Origin of the sequence: Pseudoalteromonas sp. S1610 (assembly GCF_005887465.1) — a bacterium.
Taxonomy (GTDB): Bacteria; Pseudomonadota; Gammaproteobacteria; order Enterobacterales; family Alteromonadaceae; genus Pseudoalteromonas; species Pseudoalteromonas undina.
The window spans coordinates 188,108-213,864 of sequence record NZ_PNDI01000010.1 but is presented as its reverse complement, the minus strand read 5'-3'; the positions used below and the strand labels follow the sequence as shown (position 1 = coordinate 213,864).

Below are 25,757 nucleotides of genomic sequence, written 5' to 3'. Positions count from 1 at the left end.
ATACTAAGCTCAAATAAATGACACTTATCAATCGAGCATAAAAAAGCCCAGAAAACTGGGCTTGGTTTACATTAGGAATGTATGTTTTATTTAATTAAATGAAACCGTAATAATATTCGAACATACGTTTTCAGATACACATAACTGATAGTCGTATGCAGGTAATGTTGCGTTACGAACGTAGTCACGGTAACGACCATTGTCTGATACGGTGCCTACTAGTTCACCATTTCGGTATAAGCTAAGTGACTCAGCACCCACTTCTTCCCAGTTTAACTCTACACGCATAGTATCAAGACGTGACTTATTAGCGCGTTTTAGACTCAACTCAATTTCAACATCACTCACAACAACTGTTTGTGTGAATGTATCTGAGTTGTTTTCACTATCTGTTACAGTTAGTTCAACTTCATAACTACCTGATTCAGCGTAGGCATGAACAGGGTTTGCATCAGTTGAAGTTGCACCGTCACCAAAGTCCCAGCTCCACTGTGAAATATCATCATTTGCATCACGACTTGTATCTACAAATGTTGCTGTTAAGCCTTGCGTATCAACATCAAAACCAGCGCGAGGCGGTTGAGGGCTTACTTCACCTATAGCACTAAATGTAAGTGACCAACCATTTATAGTGCCGGTATCTGAGCCTGCAGTATCTTCAACATGAAGTGTCCAATCACCTGTTGCAACTTCACCGTTAAATGCACTTGAGGTAAATGCTTTAACAATATCATCTTGACTACCGCCTTCATTGCTTTGCAATGTTACTTCATTACCTTGCGCTGAAATAAGTGTAAGTACTAAATCGCCAGACCAAGTATGCGAAATGTCTACATCAGCAGTGGTACCAAAAATAGTTAAATCATCGGCTACTGTTATGACAGAGCTTGCACCTTCCGGAGAATTATCTGGAATCGCAACACTTTCATCACTAGTGTAAGTAAAGTCGTTCAAACCAGCAGGTTGCAACATTAAGCTTACTGTTTGCTCTTTAACTTGCTCGTCTGTTGTCGCGGTTACAGTAAAGTCATAATTCCCCCACTGAGTTTCGCTATTAGTTGCCACTGTAAGTACAACTTCATCGCCTGGACGAGCAGTAGTTGCGCTTAGTGATGCATCAGCAAGATCAGCAGCCAAAGCCAGTGAAACGTCGCCATCCCATTGTGCAATTGAACCAATCGTAAAGGTATAAGTGACTGTATCACCTACAGTTGCTTGCTGAGAAACAGGCGATACAGATAATTTAAACCCAGGAGTTGGATCAGCATCAATCAGTGCTTGGTTTATATTTAGGCGTGTACCTGCAACCGTTTTACCATTTAATGCCGCATTAGCATCACCACTAGACATAAGTAATTCTTTAAGCTCTAGTGTTGTTAAATCAGGATTAACTGACAGTACAAGTGCAGCAGCACCGGCTACATGTGGCGTTGCCATTGATGTACCAGAGTAACTTGCATAGCCGCCACCAGGAATGGTTGATAAAATCGCACTACCTGGCGCGCCCATATCAACACTGGTTAAACCCCATTGTGAAAAACCAGACATATTGTCGCGACTATCTGTGCTTGCAATAGATAATACATTATCATTTTCATAATTAGATGGGTAATGAGGGTTTACATCGTTGTCTACAGCATCATTACCAGCAGCAGCTACAAATAAAATATCAGCTTCTTCACTGGCAGTAATCGCATCAGCAAGTGCTTGGCTATAACCACCACCGCCCCAGCTATTGTTTAATACACGAAGGTTAACACCTGAGTTTTTAAGGCCTACCATGTAGTCAATACATTTAATAGCGCCAGATGTAGAACCTGTACCATCTGCAGCTAAAAACTTACAACCTGCAATAGATACATCATGGTTTACACCTACAATTCCCACACCATTGTTACCACTGGCACCAATTGTACCTGATACATGTGTACCGTGGCCTTCGTCATCCATTGGGTCGCCAGCATCGGTAATCGCGTTAATACCGTGCACGTCATCAACATAACCGTTACCATCATTATCGATACCATCGCCAGCAATTTCACCGCTATTTACCCACACATTCGCAGCTAAATCAGGATGACTATAATCTACACCGGTATCAATAACACCCACAACAACATCACGGCTACCAGTTGAAATTGACCATGCTTCTGGTGCATCAATATCAGCATCAGCAGTGCCACCAGTTTGGCCTTCATTATTTAAGCCCCATAAATCTTCAAAGCGAGGATCGTTTGGTGTTGCTGCAATGCTCACACGATAGTCAGGCTCAACATACTCAATGGCTTGATGAGATTTTAAGCGCTCAATAGCTTCTTTAGCACTCATTCCAGATACTTTAAATTTAGCAAGACGACCAGAAAATAACGAAGTGAAGTTATCATCAACTTCATCGCTGTTTAAATCAGATATTTTTGCTTTAACTAAAGAGCGGGCTTGCTTCCGCATTTCTGGCGAAGCATTCTTTTTATATTTAACAATAATCGAGTCACTGCTCGCGGTTACTTTTTGAGTTGTACTGTTAGCATCAGGTAATTTAGCTGCAGCTAAACAAGGTAAAAGTGCAAGTGTAATAATAGATAATTTTGTTTTCATCGTTTTATCCGTAATTAAGTTAACTTAGCTTTACTAAGTAGAAAATTTACGTCTAAGAATTTAAGAAATCACGTGGCAAGCTTTAAGAAAACGGCTAAATAACGACTAACTCAAGTAAAAAAAGCAAAACAAGGTACAAAACCATCATTTTTAACTAGAAATATAGCGATAAAAACATAAAAAACATCCATTTTAATGAGCAAAACCCATAAACTTTAACATGCCATTAACCCATTATTTTTTACTAGATTTTACTGTAAATTTAATTCAACCCCAAAATAACACTTCAAGGCATTGAAAATAAAGCACTTTAAATACCATTAAAAAAGATGATTCAAAATAAGTTCATTGAAGAATACAGTGATTGAGCAGTTATGAATTAGGTAACGGTAAATTTACTTATTAAGTACAAAAAGCCGGTTTCTACTTTCATAATTAAAACGCACCTTACGTTTAAGAATAAAAAAGTTAATCACACATTATCACAGCACGGCATGCTGTAACGACAAACACCTTATTAAAACTCAATAAATAATCAAGGTGTTTAATTTTGTATTTCAAGGAGAATAATAATGAGACTAAATAAGTCAATTCTTAGCTGTGCTATTGCAATCGCAATGGGATCAAGCTTTGCTGTTCACGCCAACACGGCAGATAAAAATGTATCGACCTCACCTTTAAGCGCACAAGTTTCAATTCAAAGCGATTCAAACTCAATTACTTTAGAGCAAGTCCTTAACAATAATACTGCGGTGCTCATGCAAGACGGTGACAGTAACACCATGATTGTAGAAACCGTTGGTGAAAACAATACAAATGAAGTCACCCAATTACAGTTTGGCAATTACACTAAAGTAACGACCGTTGGCGACAATAACGATCAAGCCTATTTTCAAGATGGTACTGCAAATGGCGCATTAACAGAGGTTACAGGTAATAATAATAATGTTTACGTTAGCCAAAACGGTCAAGGCTTTTTAGTTAACAACGAAGCTATTAATATTGTAACTGGCGATGATAACTACGTTGAAGTAGAGCAAGGCTCTGGTGGACATTGGTTTTACAACATGGACATGCAAGGCAATGCCAATGAAATTACTGCTTTTCAAAGCGGTGAATGGAGTGAAGCCGAAGTATCAATGCTAACCGGTGATGATAATTTAATATACCTTAGCCAAGCAGGCTTCTGGAACACATTTAAAGTTACTTCGCTACAAGGCAATGATAACGAAATTGATGTTGTGCAAGAAGGTGACAGAAATGCGGTCACTTTTAATAATATTTCAGGTGATGTTAATGAAATTCTCGTTGAGCAAGAAGGCAATACAAATGCGGTTGCCTTCACTGATGTAGTCGGCAGTGAAAACAGCATTGATATCGACCAAGAAGGTACTGATAACGTAGCCGATTCGGCTTTGTTCGAAGGCCAAGGTAATGAAGTTGAAATTACCCAAGTTGATACTGAGAACATGGTTACTGCAGAACTTATTGGTGACAATAATGAGTTAAAAGCAAACCAAAATGGTGCATCTAACGAAGCATACATGGGTGTATTAGGCTCAAATAACGAATTTGATATTAATCAAATGGGAAATTTAAATTCAGCGCATTTAGCTAACTTTAATGGCTCAGACAATGACGTTAATCTAACTCAAGCCGGTGATGAGAATGCAATTTTAGTTCAGTCTTCTTACCCGAATATGGCATTAACATCTAACAATAATGATATCGATATTAACCAAACTGGTAATCAGAACGAGGCAATCGTAACTCTTGCTGGTATCTTAGATAGTAACTCAAACCAAATTGATATTGCCCAAAATGGCGACATCAACCTTGTGGATATGATGGTTGAAGGAAATGGTCATAGCGTTGATATTTCACAAGAAGGTATTGGAAACTGGGTTATTGGAACTGATGATTCAGCATTTTTACTCGGTGGTGAAAATGTAGCATTTAATGTTACTCAAACTGGTAATGATAATATTGTTGAAGGCGCTGTTATTGGTTTTAATAGCACTGTTTCTGTTACTCAATTGGGTGATGGCAATACAACAACAATTACACAAATGTAATTGATAAATGAGAGGGAGATTGACTCTCCCTTTTTTCTTTATGATAAAAACAAAACACACCTACTTACTTGCCGTTTTACTCTTTTGTTCACCAGTGGTAACGGCTGCTGATGACCTAGAGATAGATGGTTTATTGCTCGATCGTAGTATTAGTCGCTTTGGTCATCAGTTTTATTACGAATTTTCTAATTACTGGCGAGATCTCCCCTCTACCGCTGGCTTTAATATAGAGATTAAAGAAACCGTCATTCCAAAAGCAGGTACGAAATTAACCTTAATAATGAATAATCAAGTTGTTTATGCAACATACTTAGGGCGAAGACTAGAGCCACTTGATGAACGTGTAGAACAAGCTGTTTACACAGTTATAGACGCCATGGCGCGTTCCAATATGAAAGTCTCCTCTCCTGATATGGCATTAAATGGATGGTAAAAATGAAAAAAATAGCATTAACAATAATAACAACTTTAAGCTTTTCAGTCTCCGCTACTGAAATTATTTATACCCCTATTAACCCGAGCTTTGGCGGTAATCCACTCAATGCCAATATGTTACTTAGTAAGGCACAAGCACAAAATAAACATAGAGCACCGGTTGTCGAAAAAGGATACGCTGAGCAATTTCAAGACTCATTAGAGCGAACATACTTAAACCGTATGGTTAGAGAAATAACAGATATGGCCTTTGGCGAAAATATTGAAGACAGTATTTTTAACCAAGACTCTATATTTATGAGTGGTGATTATCAAATAGAAGTCATCACCAGCACAACCGACACAATCACTGTAAAAATAACAAACATAATTGATGACTCTGTGGTGATCATTGAAGTTCCGAGGTTTGGATAATGTATAAAGTAATTATAATAACAATCGCTCTTTCTCTTAGTGGTTGCTCTACTATGGGTAATTTAATTCCTCCATCAAAACAAAGTGCGGTAACGTTAGAGCCAACAGATGTTTTTTCTGATTTAAAAAGCTTACCTAAACCTGCGGGTAGCATTCCAGTTTCGGTTTATTCATTTCGCGATCAAACCGGTCAATATAAACCACAGACTAATGTTAGCTCGTTTTCAACGGCCGTCACTCAAGGTGCAAACTCTATTCTAGTGCAAGCATTACATGAGTCTGACTGGTTTACGCCGGTTGAACGTGAGGGTTTGCAAAATATTTTGACTGAACGAAAAATTATTAGAGCGGCACAAGCGACTAACCCTAGTCAAGGCGAGCTACCGCCATTAACCACCGCTAAAATTATTTTAGAAGGTGGCATTATTAGCTACGATACCAATGTAAAAACTGGCGGATTAGGGATGGAATACTTTGGTATTGGTGCCTCTGAGCTATATCGTGAAGATGCAATCTCAATTTATTTGCGCGCAGTCGATGTAAGAACTGGGCAAGTACTGTTATCAGTAGCCACCAGCAAAAAAGTATTGAGCCAAGAAATGCGAGCAGGCTTCTTTAGATATGTTAGTTACAAACGTTTAGCCGAAGCCGAAGCTGGATTTAGTGATAACGAACCTATGAGTATTTGCGTGACACAAGCCATAGAAAAAGCGCTTACTGATTTAATTACTAAAGGCATAGATCGAGGACTTTGGGCTAAAAAACAAGCTTAAAAAATAAAAGGCTATACATATAGCCTTTTCATTTAATTATCTAATGGAAGTAATACCGAAATATAGCGCTGTGCCCAATTTGCAAGCTCTATACGGTTACGCGATTGAGTCTTTTTAAACGCACTATAAAGGTGGGTTTTCACTGTGTGATCACTAATATTGAGTTTGTTCGCTATTTTATCGTTACTCGCACCCTGCGCTATTAATTGAATTACCGATTTTTCGCGTTTAGTTAAGTTTTCGTAATCCGATTTACTAAGTACTATGTCGTCGTGCAATAAATTGTGAGATGAGGCTGCATTTAATATATCTTTGAATGCACCAGAAATCACTTTACGAGTAAACCATAGCTCGCCATCGGTTATTCTTACAAGCGCTTTAAAAATATCCTCTGCAGCATCTGAGCTATAAAAAACACCATTGAAGTGGTTTAATAATAAGTTTTTCTCACATACAGCACTTGATTCAACATTAAATAAAATCACCTTATGTTGCTTAGCTAAACAAATTAATTCGGCAGGAATCAATGAGTGCCAATCTTTATCAGCACCATCGATGAGGAACAACTCAACATTATCTCGTTGCCCAATTTTAGGAAGCGCATCATCCATTTTAATATCTTTAAACAATACATTTAACGTATTTAAAACAGTAGTGTAGCTAGCTGCATAAGCAGAAGATTTAAACGTTGTTTTGATAAATGCACACTTCTTATTTAACATAAAATTCATCCTTGAAACGTTTATGTCACATTACCTAAATTAACTACAAAACACAATGCTCTTTTGGTATACCTTAGTAGTGGATTACTCTGTAAAGCAGTTAAGGCAAATCAACCTTTAGTAAGCATATAAAAGCGCGATGTTACACCGTTAGTCCAACCAAATCCTTGTTGTACTTGATATTCCCCCCCGCTGGCTTTTTTTTGCGGTGTGCATACGTTATATTTTTCGAGCAAGCATTTATTTTCAATAAAGTCTTGTTCTACCATTGTTAGCCAGTTTTTCATTATGCGTGTAGCTAATTGTTCAATACCATAATTACGCAAGCCTTTTACCGCAAACCATTGCAATGGAGCCCAGCCATTCGGGCTGTCCCATTGCTGTGGAGTATCAACAACAGTGGTTACAATGCCGCTTGCTTTTAAAAACTGCTCGCTCAATACGTTTGCAACCAGTTCAGCTTGCTGTTGCGAGGCTAAATTAACAAAAAGCGCGGTACTTGCCGCTGCACTTAAAATGACAGACTGGCTAGATAGCTTATGATTATAGTCAACAAAAAAGCTCTGCTCACTACTCCAAAGATATTGATTAATAAGCGACTTTCTTTTTACAGCATAGTTGCTGTACGTTTGTGATTGTTGCTCATTGCCAAGCAATTTAAAACATTCACTAAGCTGATTTTCTAAATTGTACAGTAGGCAATTTAGATCTATAGGTACAATATCTGTTGTTTGAATTGAGCTTAATAAATTTGGCTCGGCTAACCAGCGCGAGCTAAAATCCCAGCCAGACTCGCATGCGGCACGAATATTACGATAAAACTCAGGTTTTTTATCATCACTAAACCCTGATGCAAGCGCTAAGTCTTCTCTTAATGACTCTGCGCGAGGAGCCGCCTCATCATCCCAATAGCGATTTAATACCCCACCACATGGCATTGTTACCACGCGTTTTACACTTGTTTGCGCATCATCGAGTGTATCTGCTCCTTGCATCCAAAATGCGTGCTCTTTTCTTAAAGCTTCAACACACAATCTAAGCCAAGCTAAATTATGTGTTTTACTGTGAGTGTGCTGCCATAAAAGATCAACCATCAGCGCTAAAATAGGCGGTTGTGAACGCGATAAATAATAACTGCGGTTACCATTGGGAATACAGCCGTAATCATTAATTAAATCTATAAAATTCTGTAGCATGTCTTCTACTACATCACTTTTATCTGCATCAATTAAACCCAGCGCAGTAAAATAACTATCCCAATAATAAATTTCTTGAAAACGTCCACCAGGTACAATATAGCTGTGCTTTAAAGCGAGTAAAGAATTAGCTTTGGGTGTATCGGCTTCACGTCGAAGGCCGCTCCACAGTGAGTTTATGTAGCCTTTTACACTGGTGGTATTTGCAGCCGCTTTCATTGTTAATAAAGGCGTTGTTATAAAATGCGCATCAACAAAGTCTCTTAATTGAGTTTTATCAAGGGGTGCTATTTGCTCATACTGTATACAGGCACTTTGCCAATCAACACGCGCGGTTGCATCAGCAAACGTTTTACAGTCGCTAAATATGTGCTGCGACTGTACATCTTTAAATAATTGGCTATTAAAAAAACTCATAACTGTCCTAATCTATTAACTATTGACTGCGTGTTGTGAAATGGCATGGGTGCGTTTTTTAAAAATAATCACGCTAATAAAAATTAAACTAATGGGCACAAGTGAAAGATAAAAAGCATGCTGGCCACTAAAGTGCTCAAATACATACCCGGTTATCACCGACCCTGTGGTGCCACCAAGTGCTGAAAACACAACGATTAACCCTGTCATTGCAGCATGTTGATGCTTTTGAAGCGCACTGAGCATGACTGAGTTGAGTACCGGATAAATGGGCGCCATAAAAAAGCCAATTAATGGCAAAACAAACGCCGCCAGAGGCGCATCAAATAAACTATTCACCTCGCTTTTAGGTAAGTTTTCCGTTAGTGGTAAGGTAATAATGATCAATGCAGCCATAGCAACTAAACAACAGCTAAGTACTACAAACCAATGAATATGCTTTAATACTTGGCCCGCCACTAAGCGCCCTAAAGCAAGAGCTGCGGCAAAAATACTCGCTAGTTGTATACTAATAGCTACTGGTAATTGCAAAACTTGATTATTAAATGTAGGCAACCAAGTCCCTACCCCTTGCTCGATTAACACATACAAAAATGCACTAATAATAAAAATCAGCACTAACGGTTGATAGGTAAGTTTGAGCATAGCAATAAAGTCATTCCAACCCGAGTTGCTTCTTTGACCTTTGATAGCAGGCTTTATTGGTGCTATCACAACACTAACAACCACCAAAAGCGTAAGCGCTGCTAATAGGTAATAAACATTCAACCACGCATTGCTATCAACAGGGTCTATAAATGCGGTGAATACCCAATAGCCACTTAATACACCCACCATAAAAATGCCTTCTATGGTGTTCAGTAATGATGAGTGACTATTTGCATCCTCAGTCACTTGGCCAATAATTGAATAAACCGACACCTTAACGACCGCAAAACCACAACCCACAGCAGCAAATAACACTTTAAACATGTAAAAGTCACTTATTACAGCCGTACTCAAACACGCTATAGCGACAACTATCAGTGCTAGCAGCATTGCAAGCTTGTAGCCTAAACGTGGTATAAATGAAGCAACAACAAATGACATTATTGCAATTGATAAGTCTTTAAACCCCTCTAAAACCGAGGCTTCGGTTTTGCTTACTCCTAGTGTGTTTATAGCCTGCAAAATAACAGTGCCTACGCTATTTAATAGTATTGCGAAAATAAAATAGCTTGCAGCAATTGCCAGTGTGATTTTTATTTTACTCATTGCTTGCCTCGTTTATAGCTACATACGCCATAACTTTTATAAAGCAAATTACCCATAGCTGGTAAATTACCGTGTGTGTTAGTCAGTAAATCCAGAGTTTAGTGTAGAACAAATACCATTGCAATCGTTTGCATTTTAAATTTAACAATTAATATACATGCATACTAAGTTAACGTTTGCTTGACTGGCGAGTAATTAATTCTATATCAATAACTTGTGATTCGGCTTTTTCACCTGAAAACTGCTGTATTAACTTTTTAACTAACAAAGTCGCAGCAAATTGGGTGTTTTGTTTAATCGTAGAAAGAGAGGGATGGCTAATATCAGCCATGGCAATGTCATCAAATCCAACCAGTGCCACATCGTTGGGAATACTTACATAGCGCTCTTTCAGCGCTTTCATCGCCCCCAGTGCAACCATGTCACTACAGGCCATTATCGCGTCAAAATATAAACCTTTTTCACGTAATAACTGATTAATTGCTTGATACGCTGAGCGACTGGTAATATCAATGGATATAACATGCTGCTCAAGTTTATGAGTAGAAAGTGCAGCAGCGTAACCACGATGCCTTTCACTAATTTCACCATGCTCAGGATCGCCTAAAAATAAAATACTTTTAGCACCGTGTTCTATTAAATGAGCGGTCGCTTGCATTCCTCCTAAGTAGTTATCGCTGCCGACAATAGGATAATTGCTTTGTGTTTTTGGATCCCCCCATACAACTAAAGGAATACCCGCATCGGCAGCCGCTTCTATATTAGTTTGGCTTTTTCCTTGCCCCACAACAATAATACCGTCTGCTCGGCGGCCATTAATAAAGTAATTAGCCCAGTCATCTTGCGCCATAATAGAGTTAGATAACAACAACTCTAAACCCTGCTGATTAAGCGCAAGGTTAATTTCGCTCACTACCTTGAGTAAAAATGGATCGCTAATTGACTGCTCGGTTTGCTCATCAAGATTAATAATGACGGCAACAACATTGGTTTTTTGCGTACGTAAACGGCTAGCTGCCGTGTTAAGGCTAAAATTATGTTTTTTTGCAAGCTGCTGAAGCTTGTCGCGGGTTTCTTGTTTTATAAGCGGGTTATTATTCAGCGCGCGCGAAACCGTTGAGGTAGACACCCCTGCAAGCTTTGCTAAATCAGCTAATTTAATTTTTTTATTATTCATAAAACCCTAAACGCTCCACTTCGGCTGATGCTATATCTAACTTACTGACAATATAGCATTATTATTTTTTACTGGCTTGCCCATTAACTTAAAAGTTACGCTCTTGTGTAATTACGCTCAATAAAACAACAGCCCATATTAATAAATAATTTACAAATAAATATTGCAAACGTTTGCATTTATCTCTAGAGTTTCAATTTATACAGCTTGTTTACATTAAAATCTAATCAATCTCGCTGTAATACACACTGTTTAACACACTAAAAACGGGATCTCACACATGAAATTCAATAAAGCAAAAAGCATGCTAGGCTGTGCAATTACTTTAGCCCTAAGCACACACGCTGCTGTTGCAGCAGAACAAGCAAAAGAAAAAAAAGTTGAGCGAATTGTCGTTTCTGGTACCCCCGCAGGTGTTGGGATCAGAAAAATTAATGCCAGCTACGCAGTAACAAATATTGATTCATCACAAATTATAAAATTATCACCAAAAAGTACTGCTGACTTATTTAAAGCTGTTCCCGGTGTGTGGGTAGAAAGCTCTGGTGGTGAGTCTGGTGCCAACGTATTTGTACGTGGTTTTCCAGGAGGTGGTGATGCGCCATTTTTAACACTCAGTATTGAAGGCTCGCCAGTTTACCCTGCGCCTACTCTTTCATTTTTAGAAAACTCATCGTTATTTAGAATCGATGAAACGATTGAAACAATGGAAGCACTGCGTGGTGGCCCTAACCCTGTGCTATCCAATGGTCAGCCTGGTTTAACAACTAACTTTAGGTTAAAGCGTGGCAGTGAAGATACTCAAGGCTTATTTAAATACACCACCTCAGATTACGACTTACAGCGGGTTGATGCTGTGCTAAGTGGTGAAATCACCGACGACCTATATTTTATGGTGGGCGGCTATGTTAAAAGCTCACCGGGGATCCGTGATGCAGGGTTTACCTCAGAAAAAGGAAGCCAATTTACAATTAACATCACTAAAGAGTTAGACAATGGCGAGCTTAACTTTTATACCCGTCAAACAGACGATCACGGTGCTTGGTACTTACCTACCCCATTAAACGTTGACGGTATTGACGCCCAGTATACTCAATTAGGCACTCTCAACCGTCAAGCGACGATTTTTACCGACCCAGATGCGCAAGCACACGATATTGATTTAGGTGATGGCCGAGGATGGGATGGCCATGTATCCGGCGGTAGCATTAATCTAGAATTTGATAATGGCTGGCAATTTATAGATCGTTTTAATATTACTAAAGGCGATGCCAATACATTTGGCCTAGTACCTAATGGTTCAGCAACGACAATTGGTGAAGTGGCTGACAATGGTCAAACGGCATTCGGTGCAGTGACTAACACCGAATATGCTAGCGACACCGCGATTCAGCAACTGGGTCGCTGGGTAGTATTAAAAGAAATAAGCTCGTTTACTAACGACTTAGCCTTTTCAAAGCAATTTGGCGATTTATCGGCCACTTTGGGTTATTACACCGCAAGCACATCTGCGAGCGATTGGTGGAGCTTAGGTAATACGGCGTATCACGTGCTGGAGGTCGGTGGTGAGTCATTAAATGGCATTGAATGTAACCAAAGCACTGACGGGTGTGGTTTTAATTACGATATTAGCTCAACAGGCGATGCACGCACCAATGCTTTTTACTTTACAGGCCAATACAAATTTGCAGATGCATTTACGCTTGATTTAGGTGTACGTAAAGAAAATCATGACGTGCAATACAGTGTTGATGAAGACCTTGACGGTATTATCACTAAAACTGTTGATTACGATGAAAGTAAAACCTCATGGACAACTGGTCTAAACTATTCAATTAATGACGACATGGGCGTGTTTGCACGTGTTAACCGTGGTTATAAAATGCCATATTTTGATGACTTTAGAGATAACTTTGGCGCATACCAAGGGGGTGAAAAACTAATTAAAGAAGTAACGCAGGGCGAACTAGGTTACAAGCTTATTTCAGACTCTACCGACTTCTACGCCACCTTTTTTGTCAACGAAGTAAAAGGCGATACCTTTGTAAGTCGCCCGGGTGTACCGGCTGAAATTTTAACCAACGAAGCGTATGGTGTTGAACTTGATTACAACTTTAATCATGAATCTGGTTTTTCTGTTAATTTAAATACCACATTACAACAAACCGAAATCACTGAAAGCCCTGAAAATAAAGGTAACGACGCACAGCGCCAACCTAAATGGCAAGTACGTGTAACACCAAGCTATGACTTTGAAGTAGACGGCATGTATGCCACTTTATATGGTACCTTGTCAGCAGTGGATGACCGCTTTGGTAATAACGAAAACACCGTGACACTTGATGGCTACGAAAAAGTAGACTTAGGTTTAATTATTGAACCAATGGAAGGCATTAAACTGCAATTAGCCATAGATAACCTAACCGACGAGCAAGGTATCACTGAAGGCGACCCGCGCAATGCCGACGCCCCCAATGGCCGTTACATTATGCCACGTACAACACGCTTAAGTGTTAGTTACGCATTTTAATACACTCCCTAAGTAATAAATTAAAGTCGCGGTGATTAATATACTGCGGCTTTTTTTATTATAGGTGTCAACCTATTAGCAAGCTCTCTATGCTCACTAACAGGTAAGTGTATGCCCTCTTTATTACATGGCTTTATCAGCGGATAACAATCTAAAAATTCACACGTGTGACGATCAACGGCGGCTTTGAACTCAATGGATAATTGTTCAACTTTTTTACCTGCACCTGCGTAAATGCTTTTATAACTTCCTACTTCATGAACCTTGGGCGGGCTTATAATGATTATCTTTGGTATTGTTTTACAGTGATAAAAGGCTTTAATGGCTAAAATTAACTCCTCAAGCGCTTTGCCAATATCGATAGCAGACAGTGCAAAACGTGCTTTTAAATCATTAGTACCGAGTTGAATAATAACAACATCAACAGTGTGCGCTTCCAGATACGGTTTTAAATATTTAATGCCCGATTTATCTCCCATAAACGGGGGGTTATTGACTAAAGTACGATTAGGCTCCCCGGCTTCAATCACTTCAAAGCCGGTGCCCAACTGCTGCTTTAATAAAGTAGGCCAGCGTTCAATTTCGCTCAGCCGTTTGCCATCAACAGGAGAAATACCAAAGGTATTGGAATCACCAAAACACAAAATATTCATTAAAACGGATTCAATGTATAGCCTTGTTGCTGTAACTGCGCATGCGCAGTCATCGCAGAAAGCGCCATTTTCACCCCAGGTATAAGCTGCTCTGATGCTACCTTCATATGCATTGCCGACTGCCCGCATACATATACCTGCGTGCGATTAGCAAGCAGCTGTTTAATTAAAGATTCGGTTTTGTTATCAACATCAAATCGTGCTTTATACACGCTGTTTTGAAGTACATCAACACTGGCTCCACCATGTACCACCAGCGCCAGCTGAATGTTTTCCGGCTTAACGCCATGAGCCACATGCATATTGATAAAGCGCGCTAACGAATTAATGTGATTATTTTGCGCGCCCTTTTCAGCGCCTTCACCTACGTCAAAAGCTATCTTAAACTGCGCTTGGCTTAAATCAGACACATGCTCGGGCACATTATAAAAATAACCATAGTCTTTAATAACAGGCGCAGGCTCTGCAGCAAGAGTACTAAAGCTAGCCAAAAGTAAGCTTGAGCCAATAAGTAACGTTTTCATACATCATCCTTTTTACTTTTTGTTTAGCCTAACGCTATTTAACGTGATTAACTAGCCTGAACATGTGAATGCGCTTTAAAAGTCATTCCTAAATAATTAAAGGTATGTTTAAACATATCGATAAATGCGTCTGGCGCAGAGGGAGATGCGGCATTAGACAGCAGTGAAAACTGCTTTTGACGTAAAGTTCTAAGCTTCGGTTTTAACGCCTCATCATCCATGTAATCTGTGATCCTGTCCATAAATGCTTTCATTTGTGGCGTGGTGTTATACCAGTACACAGGCGATGCGAACACCCAATGTTCGTAGCGAAGTAACACTTCAAACAAATTATAAAAATCATCATTGTGATACTGCTTATCGTAGCGATAAGGTGAAATAACATAATCATCTAAGCAAAAAACAATGCCGCTTTGTTGCTTACTATAGGCATTAACTTGCGCGGTAGTGTTGCCATTTTTACGACCACTTGAATATATGATTGCGATATGGTGTGCTGATTTTTCTTGCATTGGGTTAGCTCCTTTTCTTATGATGGAGCAAAGCTTAAAACCTCAAGTTAAGTTCAGGTCAATAAGAAATAATTTAATTTTTAAAAGGAATTAAAGTGATGGCGGTACAAAAAAAGCTTACTGAAGCCAACTTAACGGTTGGGTTTGTCGCTAAACGCAGTGGCGTTAAGGTATCTACACTGCACTTTTACGAAAATAAAGGGCTAATACGCAGTTGGCGAAACAGTGGCAATCAACGACGCTTTAAACCAGATGTACTAAGGCGAGTAGCAGTTATAAAAGCAGCACAAGCGATGGGGATCACGCTCGAAGAAATTAAACAAACTCTGGCAACGTTACCAGAGCAGCGTACACCAACACAAAAAGACTGGTCTGCACTCTCAAAACAATGGCAAAAGAAACTTGATGAGCGTATTGCTTATATGCAACGTTTACGTGAACGGGTTGATGGCTGTATTGGCTGTGGGTGTTTATCAATGAGTAAGTGCCCTATTTATAACAAAGACGACCACTTAGGTGAAACCCAAAGTGGTGCCATTTTGTTAGAGCGAGATTAAGGCTTATAAAACCTTAATCTAGACCATTTAAGCCTTCTCGGGCAGCGCGATATAATGCCCCTAGAGTTGAATCAAATACCGATTTAATAAAACTGTAAGTCAGCTCTACGGCTTTACTAATAACTTTGCCAGCAAACACTAACATGTGCCCGAGTAAACCTAAGGTTTGTGTTGCAAATGAAGCTGACGCTTTGGCTATTTTATCCAGCGTTCGCGCGAGCATATCGTAAAAAGTTAAACCTGTACCTATGGCTGCTTGCGCCGCAACAGCACTGTAGTAGCCCGAATCTTTTAATAAGGTAACTAACGCAGCGCCAAGTTTATCTGCCCAATGCGAACTAAATGAAGCTTGATTTCTGTCTTCAAACTTCAAACGTACCGGCGTGCTTAAAAAGTGGTTTGCTTTTACAGTTAAATTGCCCCAGTCATTACTGTTTGCGGTATTAACATAGCCTGGCGTACCGCTTAACTTGTGGGCTGCGCCTTTAAGGCCCTGACCATTATCAAGACGAATTTCTTGGCCATTGTAGGGCGTATGTGAAAATGGCCACAAAGGCACTTTTGTAACCGGATCAGCACCGTGTGTACAGCGGTATATTTTATCAATACGTGAGGTGGCAGCGCGTGAAAAGTTATCAAGCCCCACTCTTGGTGAGCCGAACGTATATAATTTAACCGGCAACGAATACTCTGCTTTTATCCAATCGGCTGAAAGCGTAGCCAATGCCCCGCCTAAACTGTGGCCAACAATATGCACACAGCCGGTTATTTTGTCTCGAATGTTAGCCGCTACAAACTCTTGTAGTGCAGGTTTCATACTATAAAAGGTTTTATTAAACCCAGCATGTACCATACTGCCGTTAGAGCCACCGCTTAACCCAAAATGTGCATCTGTTAGACCATCTCTAAGTGAAGCCGTGCCGCGAATAGTGATCACTGAATCACCTTGATACAGCCCTTGGCCATGCCCTAGCAAACCGAACCCAGTACTTAAACCAAATAAATGAGAGAAAAACCCACCAGATATTCCTTGCACTGCTTCAGGGCTAACCCCAAAGTTAAAACTACCCCGTAGAGAAGGATGCAAAGAATTATTAAGCAACGTGGTACTTTTAATACTCTTTGCTTTATAAGCAAGCAAAGCAACCTGTACAGCTTGTGTAGGAGTTAAAGTATTCATAAAATTCCCTTTAAATGATTATGTTAAAAGTTACATTTTACATGCACCATATATGGTAAAAAAATGCTCTGGCGCTTCTTCTATAGGTATGTCGTATGTTTGTGGCTCTTCGGCAATATCACACTCTAAGTTAGCAAGTAAGTTTTTTAGGGTATCACTCCCCTCGTGCATAGACACGGTTGTGTACCAAAGCACAACGCCCTCAGGCGTGCCATTTTCTAAATAAACATGCTGAACCAGTGATTCATTATCAAACATGTTAGTAGGCTTACTCGTTTTTATAGATTTTTCTGTAAAGGTAAAAAAACCATTATCATCGGTTATTGCTTCATCTTTATATTCATCACCATAAGTGAGCGCACGTACAACCTTAGTATTTGCAACAGGCCGCCCTTTATCTAACAACTGCCCCTTCATCGGAGCCGATAAAATAAAATCCTGTTTATTAAAAAAACCAAACATATCTGCACAAGCCTGTGTTGTAGTAAAAATAATGATAATAGATACAACTACCAAAAAGTAAGCTTTAAAACGTGATAACAAAATATACAACTCCCTACTGTTAGCCTCAAAATACACGTGTCGTATTGCTATTTAATGACGTTTTAAACTCTTAACTATCAGCGTTAATGAAATTGCCATTTCAACTAAAATTTATTCTAATTGGGTACAAAGCGTACTGCAAGCATTTAGAGTAAAAAACAAGCAATACATCATTCCCTAAAAAAACACTTCATAAACCAGCTTACATATAATGCTAAACCCAAGTCCCATCATTAATATATAGCCATACAAAATAGCAATAGCGCCACCCGATGCATCCCCTATTTTGTCTATTTCAATACATGTAGAACACACTATAAAAAAGATAAAAAAGTTAGCAATTAAGCCTAATATATAAGCTTCACCAAATAGTGGTGAAATACCAACCAATATAGCACTTAGCATAATAAGTATACCTGAAAGCGCCTCCTTTAAAGAAAACTTGTACTCAATAATTTTGAGCACTAAGGTCACTACCATTAATGCTAAAAAATAAACCGTAGGTTTAAATTGGCTATACAAATAATCCACACTAAACATTTGGCTAATCGTCAATGAGGGCTCTTCTGCTGGGCTTAAATCTTCTGTTATCGCGCTTGAAGCGTCATCGGTAAAAAAATATTCAGCCGCAACAATAATAAACTTAATCATTCCAAAAAAGATAAAACTGGCGACCATAAACCCTATTGAATCGTCTCTGGTCAATCGCTTGTTTGCTTTACTTTCTACAATTTTAGCTAGCAATACACCCAATAAGCACACACTACCTAAATAAAGCAGCGCGACCCAAAACTGATCAAGGTAAAAAACCGATAAGCCAGGGGCAATAAATAAAAACATTGAATCTTCATTATCTAAAGAGCTTTTTGGCTCAACGCTATATTTTGACTGTTTAAAAAGTGCTAAATAAACAAATAATGGCTGTAAAAACAGCATTAAAATGCAGGTGTTTATAAGAGTCATTTATCATCCTTGATTACAGCCAACACACTGCGCCGAGAGTATTGGCAATTACGAAACTAATTAAAGGTTTATTTTTTGTAGGTAGGTTTTAAGCTTTAATAAGCCCGACTCAAGCTCAAACTTCTGTATTTTAGGGTTTTTAAACTTAAACCCGTTTGAAATATGAGTATTGATCATCGTCGCCATGCCTTCAAAACCCGCAGGCGCAGTTGCGACTAAATCGCTCAATAGTGGTTGAATAAACTCTTGATGCTCTTCAATTTTGGTTGGATCCTCGTAAATATCGTATACAAGGTTGGTTAGTGTTTGTTGGTGTTGTTGTTCCATAATAATTCTATAACGCCTTAATTTGGCGTTTATAGCTCCTTTTTATTTCAATGAAATCTGTCATGCGAATATCAAAGTATCAATTTTACTAAAATTGCATTTTATTGTTCTGAGTCAATAAATATTCCTGCTTCTCGTATTTGTTTTTTTAATATAGCTTCTTTATTTTCTTTATAATTACTTTCATCTAAAAAGCGTTTCTGTTTAGCTGCGTTTTCAAAATCACCTAACTTTGTATATATCAAATATAAAGCTTCATGGGTTCTGATTACTCTCATTTTCTCTTCTTCAATACCTTGGTTTTCATTTAAGTATTGACTATATAAAGCAATCGATTTATGTAGGTTTTTAGTAACAAAACGCCCAGACTCATATGCAAAAGCCAATGCTAAGATTCCATCAGGATCACCATTTTCAGCATGTAATTGAGCCTCCGTGATATAACGGCTTCCATCACTTGTATGTAAACCTATAACTTCTAGCGCCTGCCAATATCCCATTTCGTATGCTTTTTCGCACCATTTTTCAAGCTGTCTAGGCGCATACATCAGGCTTTTTTGGCATTGAAGTATCACTGTGTTTTTGGATAACTTAGGATCATTAATATCATGCTTTGGAAATAAAGTTCCAGCAAATGAGTCGAAACATAATATAAGTACAAAAAAAGTATAAATTAACTTTTTCACTACTATATACCTTTTACTATCGAGGTATTTTCAGGCAGGTGTACTTGATAAGATTTTACTGCAGTTTGAAATGGAAAACCTTCTCGTGAAAAATATTGCTTTTTAAGATTACCCTTTTCATCAGAATAACCCTCACAACTTCTTTGTGAGTAACAAGCAGTACCACCAATAAAGTCAATAAATCTAAGTTTTAGCGTGCCTTCCATTTTCACAAGTGTATCAAGACCTTCTTGATATTTAGTTGATCTAACAGCATGCCAACGATGCATAAAAGCAACAACGCGATTTTGATTAGTTTGATTTAAAATATTACTTATATTTTGAGCCCAAACCATATTTCTAATGGTGTGACTATTAAAACAATTACCTGCTAATGAATTATCATAATCACACGATTTATCAATAGACTCCATCTCATCCAAAGTCAAATCAAGTGCAATTATTTTTAAGCCTACTTCCCGAGCGGCTTTAACCAGTTCGCCATATGCTTTAGGAACTAAATAACCCCAAGCCCAATTATCATTAAAATATTGCTGAATTACATTAAACCCTTTACCTGTTCGTTGATAAAACTCTATTTTTTCTTGCATAGAACGAGGTAACATTTCAATTGCAAAATGGGTAAAACCAGCTGTTTTAAGTTGCCTAAGTGCTTTTATAGCTTCATATTTGTAGATTGCGGGATTGTGGCTTGATTCGCCTAGCATAACTAAACGCGCATTACCGGCCATTGTTCTGTAATTTACATCCATGTTTATTTTATTCATTACCTATCCTTGTTCTTTATTTAAATTTTCAAAACACCATTTATAAAACTCAATAGCGTCATTATTCTCAGAGCTGTAAGGAGCAACTGCATATTCATAGCTTATTGCAAATAAAAGCGCTTTTGCAGTGAAGTTACACACTTCACTTTTTGAATAACATTCCTTAACTCCACGCCATAATTTCATTGCGCGGCTAACATACTCATCGCCCTACTTTTATCTATGTTCCTTTGTATTTTAATTCAATAAGCAAAGCTATGCAGACTTACTTTTTCTTTCTCTTATTTCCTTTAGCTATCTCTTTTTCAACAGCGGCCCGAGCGTCTTTTATATCCTTAAAAAAGTTATATTGATATTTAATTAAGCCTTGGTATTTATTTTCTTTAATCAAATAAAAAGACAGCAGCATAAAGGCTATATTAGTAACTGTAGCTATATGATAACCATTTCCCTCTAAAATTATAAATGATGGTAAGCAAATCAAAGCTAAAAATAGAGCATAGTATTTCAATAACTTTGCACATAGAAAAGAGCCTTGACTAACTTTAAAGTTTAAAAGGCAAAACATAATTCAAACGGAAAACAAAATGCCCAACAGCCACTCAGGACTTGTATCAAAGTACTGTGTTAACAATGTCATGCCTGAATAAACAGTTCCTATAAGTAAGATAACCGTTACTAATAAGAACCTACGTAAAAGCTTCCATGGGGGAAATAATAAAAACACCTCTTCGTTTTTAAACACTAAAAACTTCCCAACACAAGCATAAAAGTATAAATATTAATACAGGGGCTACTTTAAAAAGCAGTTGAGGAAAATAGCTTGCTTGACCCCATGTAACAAAATACCTATCCTCTTTTGGTAATTCTGACACGACTCGCAGGTAAACAATCATATATGTTATTGAGCCAATCAGCCAAAGTGCTACACCACCTAATTGAGATAATGCAACAGAATATAGCGAAGCAGGAAATGGCAATAAAAACGAGATTACATATACAAGTGCATAAAATTCCACTTTATTTTTTTGCTTATCACTAAAAAACAAATCATTCCCTCTATATTAGCTCGCTTAGATAAGCGCATCGACTTACATATTTCATTACAACTTTAATCTTATAGTTATCTCTGCGTGTTGAGTGTGGTTACTCAAAACTGCGTAAACACTTACATCAATACAAAACACCTTTCGAGCTTAAGCAACTTATCTTCAACTCAGCCTCTGCGAAAATTGAGGGTTGACCTGTAGAATGCTCATCACTATACAAAATGCACGCCGAACGAAACGCTATATAAAGTGGTAGTACTTTGTTTACTAAACTGCAAAATCAGAATGGGTGTCTAGTCTATTCATTCAATGATTTATTCTTAATCAAAATTTCTTTTTTAGCTAACTCTAACAAATCAGCAGCTCGTTCTTTATCATAAGCTAAAGGGCTGTGGTCAATAACATATTGTGCATGCTCATTTACTGCAAGCCAATTCTGCTGCGATTCATATAAGTTTGCTAACTTAAAGTGCGCAGCCGCAACTAACGAATTTGGCAATTTTGCATCTAATGCTAAAAATTCTTTGTAAAGGGAAATAGCATAATTAATATCTTGCTCCACAAACATACCACTGCCATATAACCAAGCTAAAGTTGAATAAGCTTTTGGCTCTTTTGCCGCAACCCGCTTTTTGGCCTCCTTTAATAATCGAGTTCCATCTCCATTATGAAGGCTTAGTGTAACCAGTGCCTTCCAGTATCCCATTTCATAAGCTTTTTCACACCACTCTTCGAGATACTCAGGCGCGTTAATTAAGCTTTTATGGCACTGCTCTGCGGCAGCTGATACAGTTAAATCAGGAGCGTTTATATCTATTGAATTATCCCATCGAGGCCCTGCGGCATTAATGGAAGGCGCTATAAGAATCAATATTAATAAAATTTTAGCCATATTATCATTTCCTTAAAATGGCTTTTTCAGGAATATGAACTGTGTAAGAAGGTAAAGACGAAGGTATATACGTTCCTTTCCTATAAAAATAAGTTTCCCTTAATGGTTTATCGACATCGCCCTCCCCCTTACAAACACCATTGTCAATACAGGTAGATCCACCGATGTACTCTATGATACTGATACGACTAACTTTTGAATTTAACATAATAGAGTCAATTCCAATATGCTTATTGCCAGCATGAAACGCATGGTACCTATGCATAAATGCAACAATTCGGGAGCCTTCTTCTAACTTTAAATTTTTATTTAAAATATCTGCCCACATATGGTTTCGTTCGATATGAGAGTCAGTACATGAACCGGTGTCTGCTTGCTCCCAATTACAACGCCCGTCAATCTCATCCATCATTTCAATAGGCATATCTAAAGGAACAATTTTCATCCCTAGAGAATTAGCCGCTTTTACTAACTCCCCATATCCTGTGCTTGAAGCATTAGTCCAATTCCATTTTGATTTGAAATGCTGCTTGATTACGTCAAACCCCTTACCAGTCCGCTGATAAAAGTCTATTTTGTCCTTTATTCTTGTAGGTAGCATTTCCATTGCAAAATGAGTGAAGCCAGCCGCCTTAAGCTGTTTTAAGGCCTTTATAGCCTCATATTTGTAAGATACTGGGTTATGGCTCGACTCGGCAATAATAACTAAACGCGCATTACCGGCCATTGTTCTGTAATTTACATCCGTGTTTATTTTATTCATTACCTATCCTTGTTTTTTATTTATGTGATTACAGCTACTTTAGATGTGAGTAGAAACAATAATTAGAGGTTTTTAAATTTCAACCAATTGAAATAGGTTCCTTTCAATTCTTTATAGCTAATCTTATTTATTATTTAAGTGGCTCAGAAGTTATCTGAGCCTTTAAAGCAATGTTAGTATCCAATACCCATGTAAGGAGATACTTTTACAGCTGCTATCACTACCTGATTTAGTTTTTCTAACATCCAATACAAAATTCGCTTAGCTTGCGCGTATGTATAATCAACAGCTATCACGCCAGGCTTCCCAACAAAGTTAAGAATATGCCCTAATAACCCCTGACAATCTTCAGCATATTTAGATGACATTTTAGATATTTCAACCAGACTACGAGCTAAAGCATCATAAATAGTTAGCGTTCCAGCAACCACACCTTGAGCAAGAATACTCGTGATTTTGCCACTCTCTCTTAATAACGTTAGTAAAGCGCTCGTTATTTTTTCAGCCCAATGAGCATTAAAAGAAGCATGGTGGCGATTGTTGTATTTTAGACGTGTCATCGTTAAGTTAGATAAAGAGCCCTTTTCCATGCTCTTATAATCAGGATAACGAGATGCGGTATTGATATACCCAGGCGCATTTCCCGCCATTTTATGTGCAGCACCTGTAAGTGATACGCATGTGCTTATTCTGTACTCATTCCCTGCATGAACAAATGGCCAAACAGGAACCATAGGTACAGGATCACTTCGGTGTACTGCCCTATAAATTCCATTTAGGCTGGTTTCACTTTGAATAGCAAAAGGGTTATGACCAACTCTTGGAGAACCAAAAGTGTATAATTTTACAGGCACTTTATATTGCGCTTTAATCCAATTTGCTGCTAGCGTTGCTAATGCCCCACCAAGGCTATGGCCAACACAATGAACGGGGCGACCACCTACCTTACTCAATATAGCTTTTAACTGAGGTTTGATAGACTCAAAAGTACGGTTAAACCCAGCATGAACTGCTTTATAATTTGGCCCAACAGTTAAACCACAATGCAAATCCGTCAAAGTATCAGCAATGCCTGCTGTACCACGAAAAGTTAGTACAACTTCACCTTTATGAGCGCCCTCTTTAGAACCAATTCCAAAAAAGCCAAAACCCGTTGCATGATTTAACACGTGTTCAGCCACAGTACCTGAAATTCCAGTAAAAGCAGATTTTTTTGAATCAAACACAAAGTGCTTACTTATTATTCTACTCGGCTCTATATTTGATGAGCTCTTTGATGCTGCTGTAATACTGTCATATGCAAATTCAGCTAATTGTGCCGCTACACTTGGCGATAAAATGTTCATGTAAAGTCCTTTTCTATTTAAAAATCTTTAAAGTAATCTTCGCTATCTTCTATCTCATAAATTTCAAAATCATGTTCCCATCTACAAATACTTGAACCATCAAACTCCAAATTTGGATTTTCATGATTAGGAAAAACAAAGTTTACTTCTGTAGAATCTAAATCAGCATTTAAACTGCTCAGCTTTTGTTTGTATTCACTAGGCTCACTTATTCCGCTTAGCTTTGAACCCCAAAGTTTGTATTTTTTATCAGCATATACAGCCGTAATAGTTTGATAAGTAACCTCATGCGAGAACATATCTCCGGGTATTTTTGATTCAATAACGACTTCAGGTAAATAAAATGAACCATCAGGAGCTGTTATTACCTGATCTTCTTTTTCAACTTTGTGTGCAAATTCTAGAGTGCGATTTATTAAAGCACCTTCAACGGGATTACCGTTTAAAGTAATTACCCCTTTAACTTCAGAGCACATGTGTACGTCATATTTTTTTATTAAACCAAACATAGTGGTTTGAGCCTCCTTACCTATATTTCTAATTATTTAAAATAAGTTCCATTAATTAAAAAACGAGGAAGTGAATCACTTTCAACCGTTACCTCATTACCCATATCGTGCCACATGCACGCCATGCCGAGTAATTGCAGGGGTAAGAATGAATCTACAGGGGCATGATCTGGACCTGCCTCATAAATGTGATAGCGCTCTTGCGCTTGTACGTTTTTGGCAAGTGCTTCATTAAAATCACAACCAACATCAAAAGTTGCTGGTGATAAAGCAGCTAGAGTTTCTAAGTATCCGAAAGCAATATATATCGCCCAGTCATCATTTTGCTTAACAGCCATTCCCATACACTCGTCAAGCAATTTTGGGTAATCGGCTTGATGATGGTGATAAGCTTGAAATACTTCAACGAGCTTATAAGAAACGGGGCCTGCCTGTGTCGCACTTTGTTTCATTGTTTCTATAGGGAAATTTGCCAAGCTATCCATACTTTCAGTATCGCGAGTAATAACCGCTAAAAAATAGGCATCAAGCCATTGCGATGGAGCTGCGCGTCCAGATTCTAACATCCCCTTTCCATTCCACTTTACTTCAGGTAAATCATATATTTTAAACGTAAGGTCTTGCTCTGGGTACTGTGCAAGCTTTAAGAACGCTGCGTACATTTTTGACGCATAACGTAGCCCTGTTGCTGACTTTTTCTCTATCTCTGGCGTTTGAACTTCCCAAGTGAGCCAGCGAGCAAGCTTTATCATATCCTTTGATATCGTCAATAAATTGTCCCTTTTAATTTCAATATTTTCTGCAATTTCTTCATAAGCTCGCTCTAATCGCTTTAAACGTCTTTTAAGAGGTATTTTTTCAAATTCTGGAATGCTATTGCGATTTATAATCATATTTA

Annotated in this window: 28 protein-coding genes; 6 read left to right on the top strand and 22 right to left on the bottom strand. The window is 38.3% G+C overall.

Going from position 1 to position 25,757, the window contains the following annotated elements; genetic code table 11:
- Positions 1–90: 90 nt before the first annotated feature.
- Positions 91–2,595, bottom strand: coding sequence for a S8 family serine peptidase (locus CWB77_RS05715; protein WP_138621750.1), 2,505 nt, complete (start codon positions 2,593–2,595; stop codon positions 91–93).
- A gap of 572 nt (positions 2,596–3,167) precedes the next feature.
- Between CWB77_RS05715 and CWB77_RS05710 the strand changes: the two genes are divergently transcribed.
- The 4 genes from CWB77_RS05710 to CWB77_RS05695 are packed head-to-tail and all read left to right on the top strand — an operon-like array spanning position 3,168 to position 6,292.
- On the top strand, positions 3,168–4,670 hold the full coding sequence (locus CWB77_RS05710; protein ID WP_010389315.1) for a curlin: 1,503 nt from the start codon (positions 3,168–3,170) through the stop codon (positions 4,668–4,670).
- Between the two features lie 40 nt (positions 4,671–4,710).
- A complete protein-coding gene (locus tag CWB77_RS05705) occupies positions 4,711–5,103 on the top strand; it encodes a curli production assembly/transport protein CsgE (protein WP_010389316.1) in 393 nt (130 codons plus the stop codon).
- Positions 5,097–5,519: a curli assembly protein CsgF gene (locus CWB77_RS05700; RefSeq protein ID WP_010389317.1), complete on the top strand. Its 423-nt coding sequence runs from the start codon at positions 5,097–5,099 to the stop codon at positions 5,517–5,519. The genes CWB77_RS05705 and CWB77_RS05700 overlap by 7 nt, the downstream gene beginning before the upstream one ends.
- A complete protein-coding gene (locus CWB77_RS05695) occupies positions 5,519–6,292 on the top strand; it encodes a CsgG/HfaB family protein (protein WP_010389319.1) in 774 nt (257 codons plus the stop codon). The genes CWB77_RS05700 and CWB77_RS05695 overlap by 1 nt, the downstream gene beginning before the upstream one ends.
- A 32-nt stretch (positions 6,293–6,324) precedes the next feature.
- On the opposite strand, the gene CWB77_RS05690 is transcribed toward CWB77_RS05695, so the two are convergent.
- The 4 genes from CWB77_RS05690 to CWB77_RS05675 all read right to left on the bottom strand — a co-directional run bounded on the left by CWB77_RS05690 (position 6,325) and on the right by CWB77_RS05675 (position 11,058).
- Entirely contained in the window at positions 6,325–7,014 is a 690-nt protein-coding gene (locus tag CWB77_RS05690) for a response regulator transcription factor (protein WP_010389322.1), read from the bottom strand.
- 110 nt (positions 7,015–7,124) lie between these two features.
- Positions 7,125–8,627 (bottom strand): alpha,alpha-trehalase TreF, encoded by a 1,503-nt coding sequence (gene treF / locus CWB77_RS05685; RefSeq protein WP_138621748.1) that lies wholly within the window; start codon positions 8,625–8,627, stop codon positions 7,125–7,127.
- Positions 8,628–8,642: 15 nt separating this feature from the next.
- Positions 8,643–9,881 (bottom strand): MFS transporter, encoded by a 1,239-nt coding sequence (locus CWB77_RS05680; protein WP_138594315.1) that lies wholly within the window; start codon positions 9,879–9,881, stop codon positions 8,643–8,645.
- A 169-nt stretch (positions 9,882–10,050) separates the two neighbouring features.
- On the bottom strand, positions 10,051–11,058 hold the full coding sequence (locus tag CWB77_RS05675; protein WP_138594317.1) for a LacI family DNA-binding transcriptional regulator: 1,008 nt from the start codon (positions 11,056–11,058) through the stop codon (positions 10,051–10,053).
- A 280-nt stretch (positions 11,059–11,338) separates the two neighbouring features.
- Between CWB77_RS05675 and CWB77_RS05670 the strand changes: the two genes are divergently transcribed.
- On the top strand, positions 11,339–13,588 hold the full coding sequence (locus CWB77_RS05670; RefSeq protein ID WP_138621746.1) for a TonB-dependent receptor: 2,250 nt from the start codon (positions 11,339–11,341) through the stop codon (positions 13,586–13,588).
- Between the two features lie 35 nt (positions 13,589–13,623).
- Here the strand turns inward: CWB77_RS05670 and CWB77_RS05665 are convergent, their stop codons facing one another.
- Genes CWB77_RS05665 through CWB77_RS05655 form a run of 3 tightly spaced genes read right to left on the bottom strand, consistent with a single transcriptional unit; the run spans position 13,624 to position 15,277 of the window.
- Positions 13,624–14,241 (bottom strand): GDSL-type esterase/lipase family protein, encoded by a 618-nt coding sequence (locus tag CWB77_RS05665; RefSeq protein ID WP_138621744.1) that lies wholly within the window; start codon positions 14,239–14,241, stop codon positions 13,624–13,626.
- Positions 14,241–14,765 carry a DsrE family protein gene (locus tag CWB77_RS05660; RefSeq protein WP_138621742.1) on the bottom strand — a complete coding sequence of 175 codons (525 nt, stop codon included), beginning with the start codon at positions 14,763–14,765 and terminating at the stop codon, positions 14,241–14,243. Before CWB77_RS05660 ends, CWB77_RS05665 begins: the two co-directional genes overlap by 1 nt.
- Positions 14,766–14,812: 47 nt before the next feature.
- The gene (locus CWB77_RS05655) at positions 14,813–15,277 is read right to left on the bottom strand and encodes a flavodoxin family protein (RefSeq protein WP_138621740.1); all 465 of its coding nucleotides are present in this window, start codon (positions 15,275–15,277) and stop codon (positions 14,813–14,815) included.
- 98 nt (positions 15,278–15,375) lie between these two features.
- Here CWB77_RS05655 and soxR point away from each other — a divergent pair, with 98 nt between their 5' ends.
- Positions 15,376–15,834, top strand: coding sequence for a redox-sensitive transcriptional activator SoxR (gene soxR / locus CWB77_RS05650; RefSeq protein WP_010389335.1), 459 nt, complete (start codon positions 15,376–15,378; stop codon positions 15,832–15,834).
- 13 nt (positions 15,835–15,847) lie between these two features.
- Here soxR and CWB77_RS05645 read toward each other — a convergent pair whose 3' ends face one another.
- The 14 genes from CWB77_RS05645 to CWB77_RS05580 all read right to left on the bottom strand — a co-directional run bounded on the left by CWB77_RS05645 (position 15,848) and on the right by CWB77_RS05580 (position 25,752).
- A complete protein-coding gene (locus CWB77_RS05645; protein ID WP_138621738.1) occupies positions 15,848–17,014 on the bottom strand; it encodes a lipase family protein in 1,167 nt (388 codons plus the stop codon).
- Between the two features lie 30 nt (positions 17,015–17,044).
- Positions 17,045–17,557: a DUF6795 domain-containing protein gene (locus CWB77_RS05640; RefSeq protein ID WP_081374099.1), complete on the bottom strand. Its 513-nt coding sequence runs from the start codon at positions 17,555–17,557 to the stop codon at positions 17,045–17,047.
- A 177-nt stretch (positions 17,558–17,734) separates the two neighbouring features.
- Positions 17,735–18,520: a hypothetical protein gene (locus tag CWB77_RS05635; protein ID WP_138621736.1), complete on the bottom strand. Its 786-nt coding sequence runs from the start codon at positions 18,518–18,520 to the stop codon at positions 17,735–17,737.
- Positions 18,521–18,580: 60 nt separating this feature from the next.
- Complete coding sequence (locus tag CWB77_RS05630) at positions 18,581–18,847, bottom strand: hypothetical protein (protein WP_138621735.1); 267 nt, start codon at positions 18,845–18,847, stop codon at positions 18,581–18,583.
- A gap of 101 nt (positions 18,848–18,948) precedes the next feature.
- The gene (locus tag CWB77_RS05625; protein WP_010389346.1) at positions 18,949–19,533 is read right to left on the bottom strand and encodes an SEL1-like repeat protein; all 585 of its coding nucleotides are present in this window, start codon (positions 19,531–19,533) and stop codon (positions 18,949–18,951) included.
- Positions 19,534–19,535: 2 nt separating this feature from the next.
- Positions 19,536–20,300, bottom strand: a complete 765-nt coding sequence (locus CWB77_RS05620) for a ChaN family lipoprotein (RefSeq protein WP_138621733.1) — start codon at positions 20,298–20,300, stop codon at positions 19,536–19,538.
- A 3-nt stretch (positions 20,301–20,303) separates the two neighbouring features.
- Positions 20,304–20,486, bottom strand: coding sequence for a hypothetical protein (locus tag CWB77_RS05615; protein WP_249362297.1), 183 nt, complete (start codon positions 20,484–20,486; stop codon positions 20,304–20,306).
- 79 nt (positions 20,487–20,565) lie between these two features.
- Positions 20,566–20,811, bottom strand: coding sequence for a hypothetical protein (locus CWB77_RS05610; RefSeq protein ID WP_138621731.1), 246 nt, complete (start codon positions 20,809–20,811; stop codon positions 20,566–20,568).
- Between the two features lie 226 nt (positions 20,812–21,037).
- Positions 21,038–21,349, bottom strand: a complete 312-nt coding sequence (locus tag CWB77_RS05605) for a hypothetical protein (RefSeq protein ID WP_075170028.1) — start codon at positions 21,347–21,349, stop codon at positions 21,038–21,040.
- Positions 21,350–21,647: 298 nt separating this feature from the next.
- A complete protein-coding gene (locus tag CWB77_RS05600; protein WP_138621729.1) occupies positions 21,648–22,241 on the bottom strand; it encodes a hypothetical protein in 594 nt (197 codons plus the stop codon).
- A 4-nt stretch (positions 22,242–22,245) separates the two neighbouring features.
- Entirely contained in the window at positions 22,246–23,004 is a 759-nt protein-coding gene (locus CWB77_RS05595) for a TraB/GumN family protein (protein ID WP_024602678.1), read from the bottom strand.
- Positions 23,005–23,177: 173 nt separating this feature from the next.
- Positions 23,178–24,350, bottom strand: a complete 1,173-nt coding sequence (locus CWB77_RS05590; RefSeq protein WP_138621727.1) for a lipase family protein — start codon at positions 24,348–24,350, stop codon at positions 23,178–23,180.
- A 17-nt stretch (positions 24,351–24,367) separates the two neighbouring features.
- Entirely contained in the window at positions 24,368–24,859 is a 492-nt protein-coding gene (locus CWB77_RS05585) for a DUF6795 domain-containing protein (protein ID WP_138621725.1), read from the bottom strand.
- A gap of 32 nt (positions 24,860–24,891) precedes the next feature.
- Positions 24,892–25,752 carry an immunity 49 family protein gene (locus tag CWB77_RS05580; protein WP_096042754.1) on the bottom strand — a complete coding sequence of 287 codons (861 nt, stop codon included), beginning with the start codon at positions 25,750–25,752 and terminating at the stop codon, positions 24,892–24,894.
- Positions 25,753–25,757: the final 5 nt, after the last annotated feature.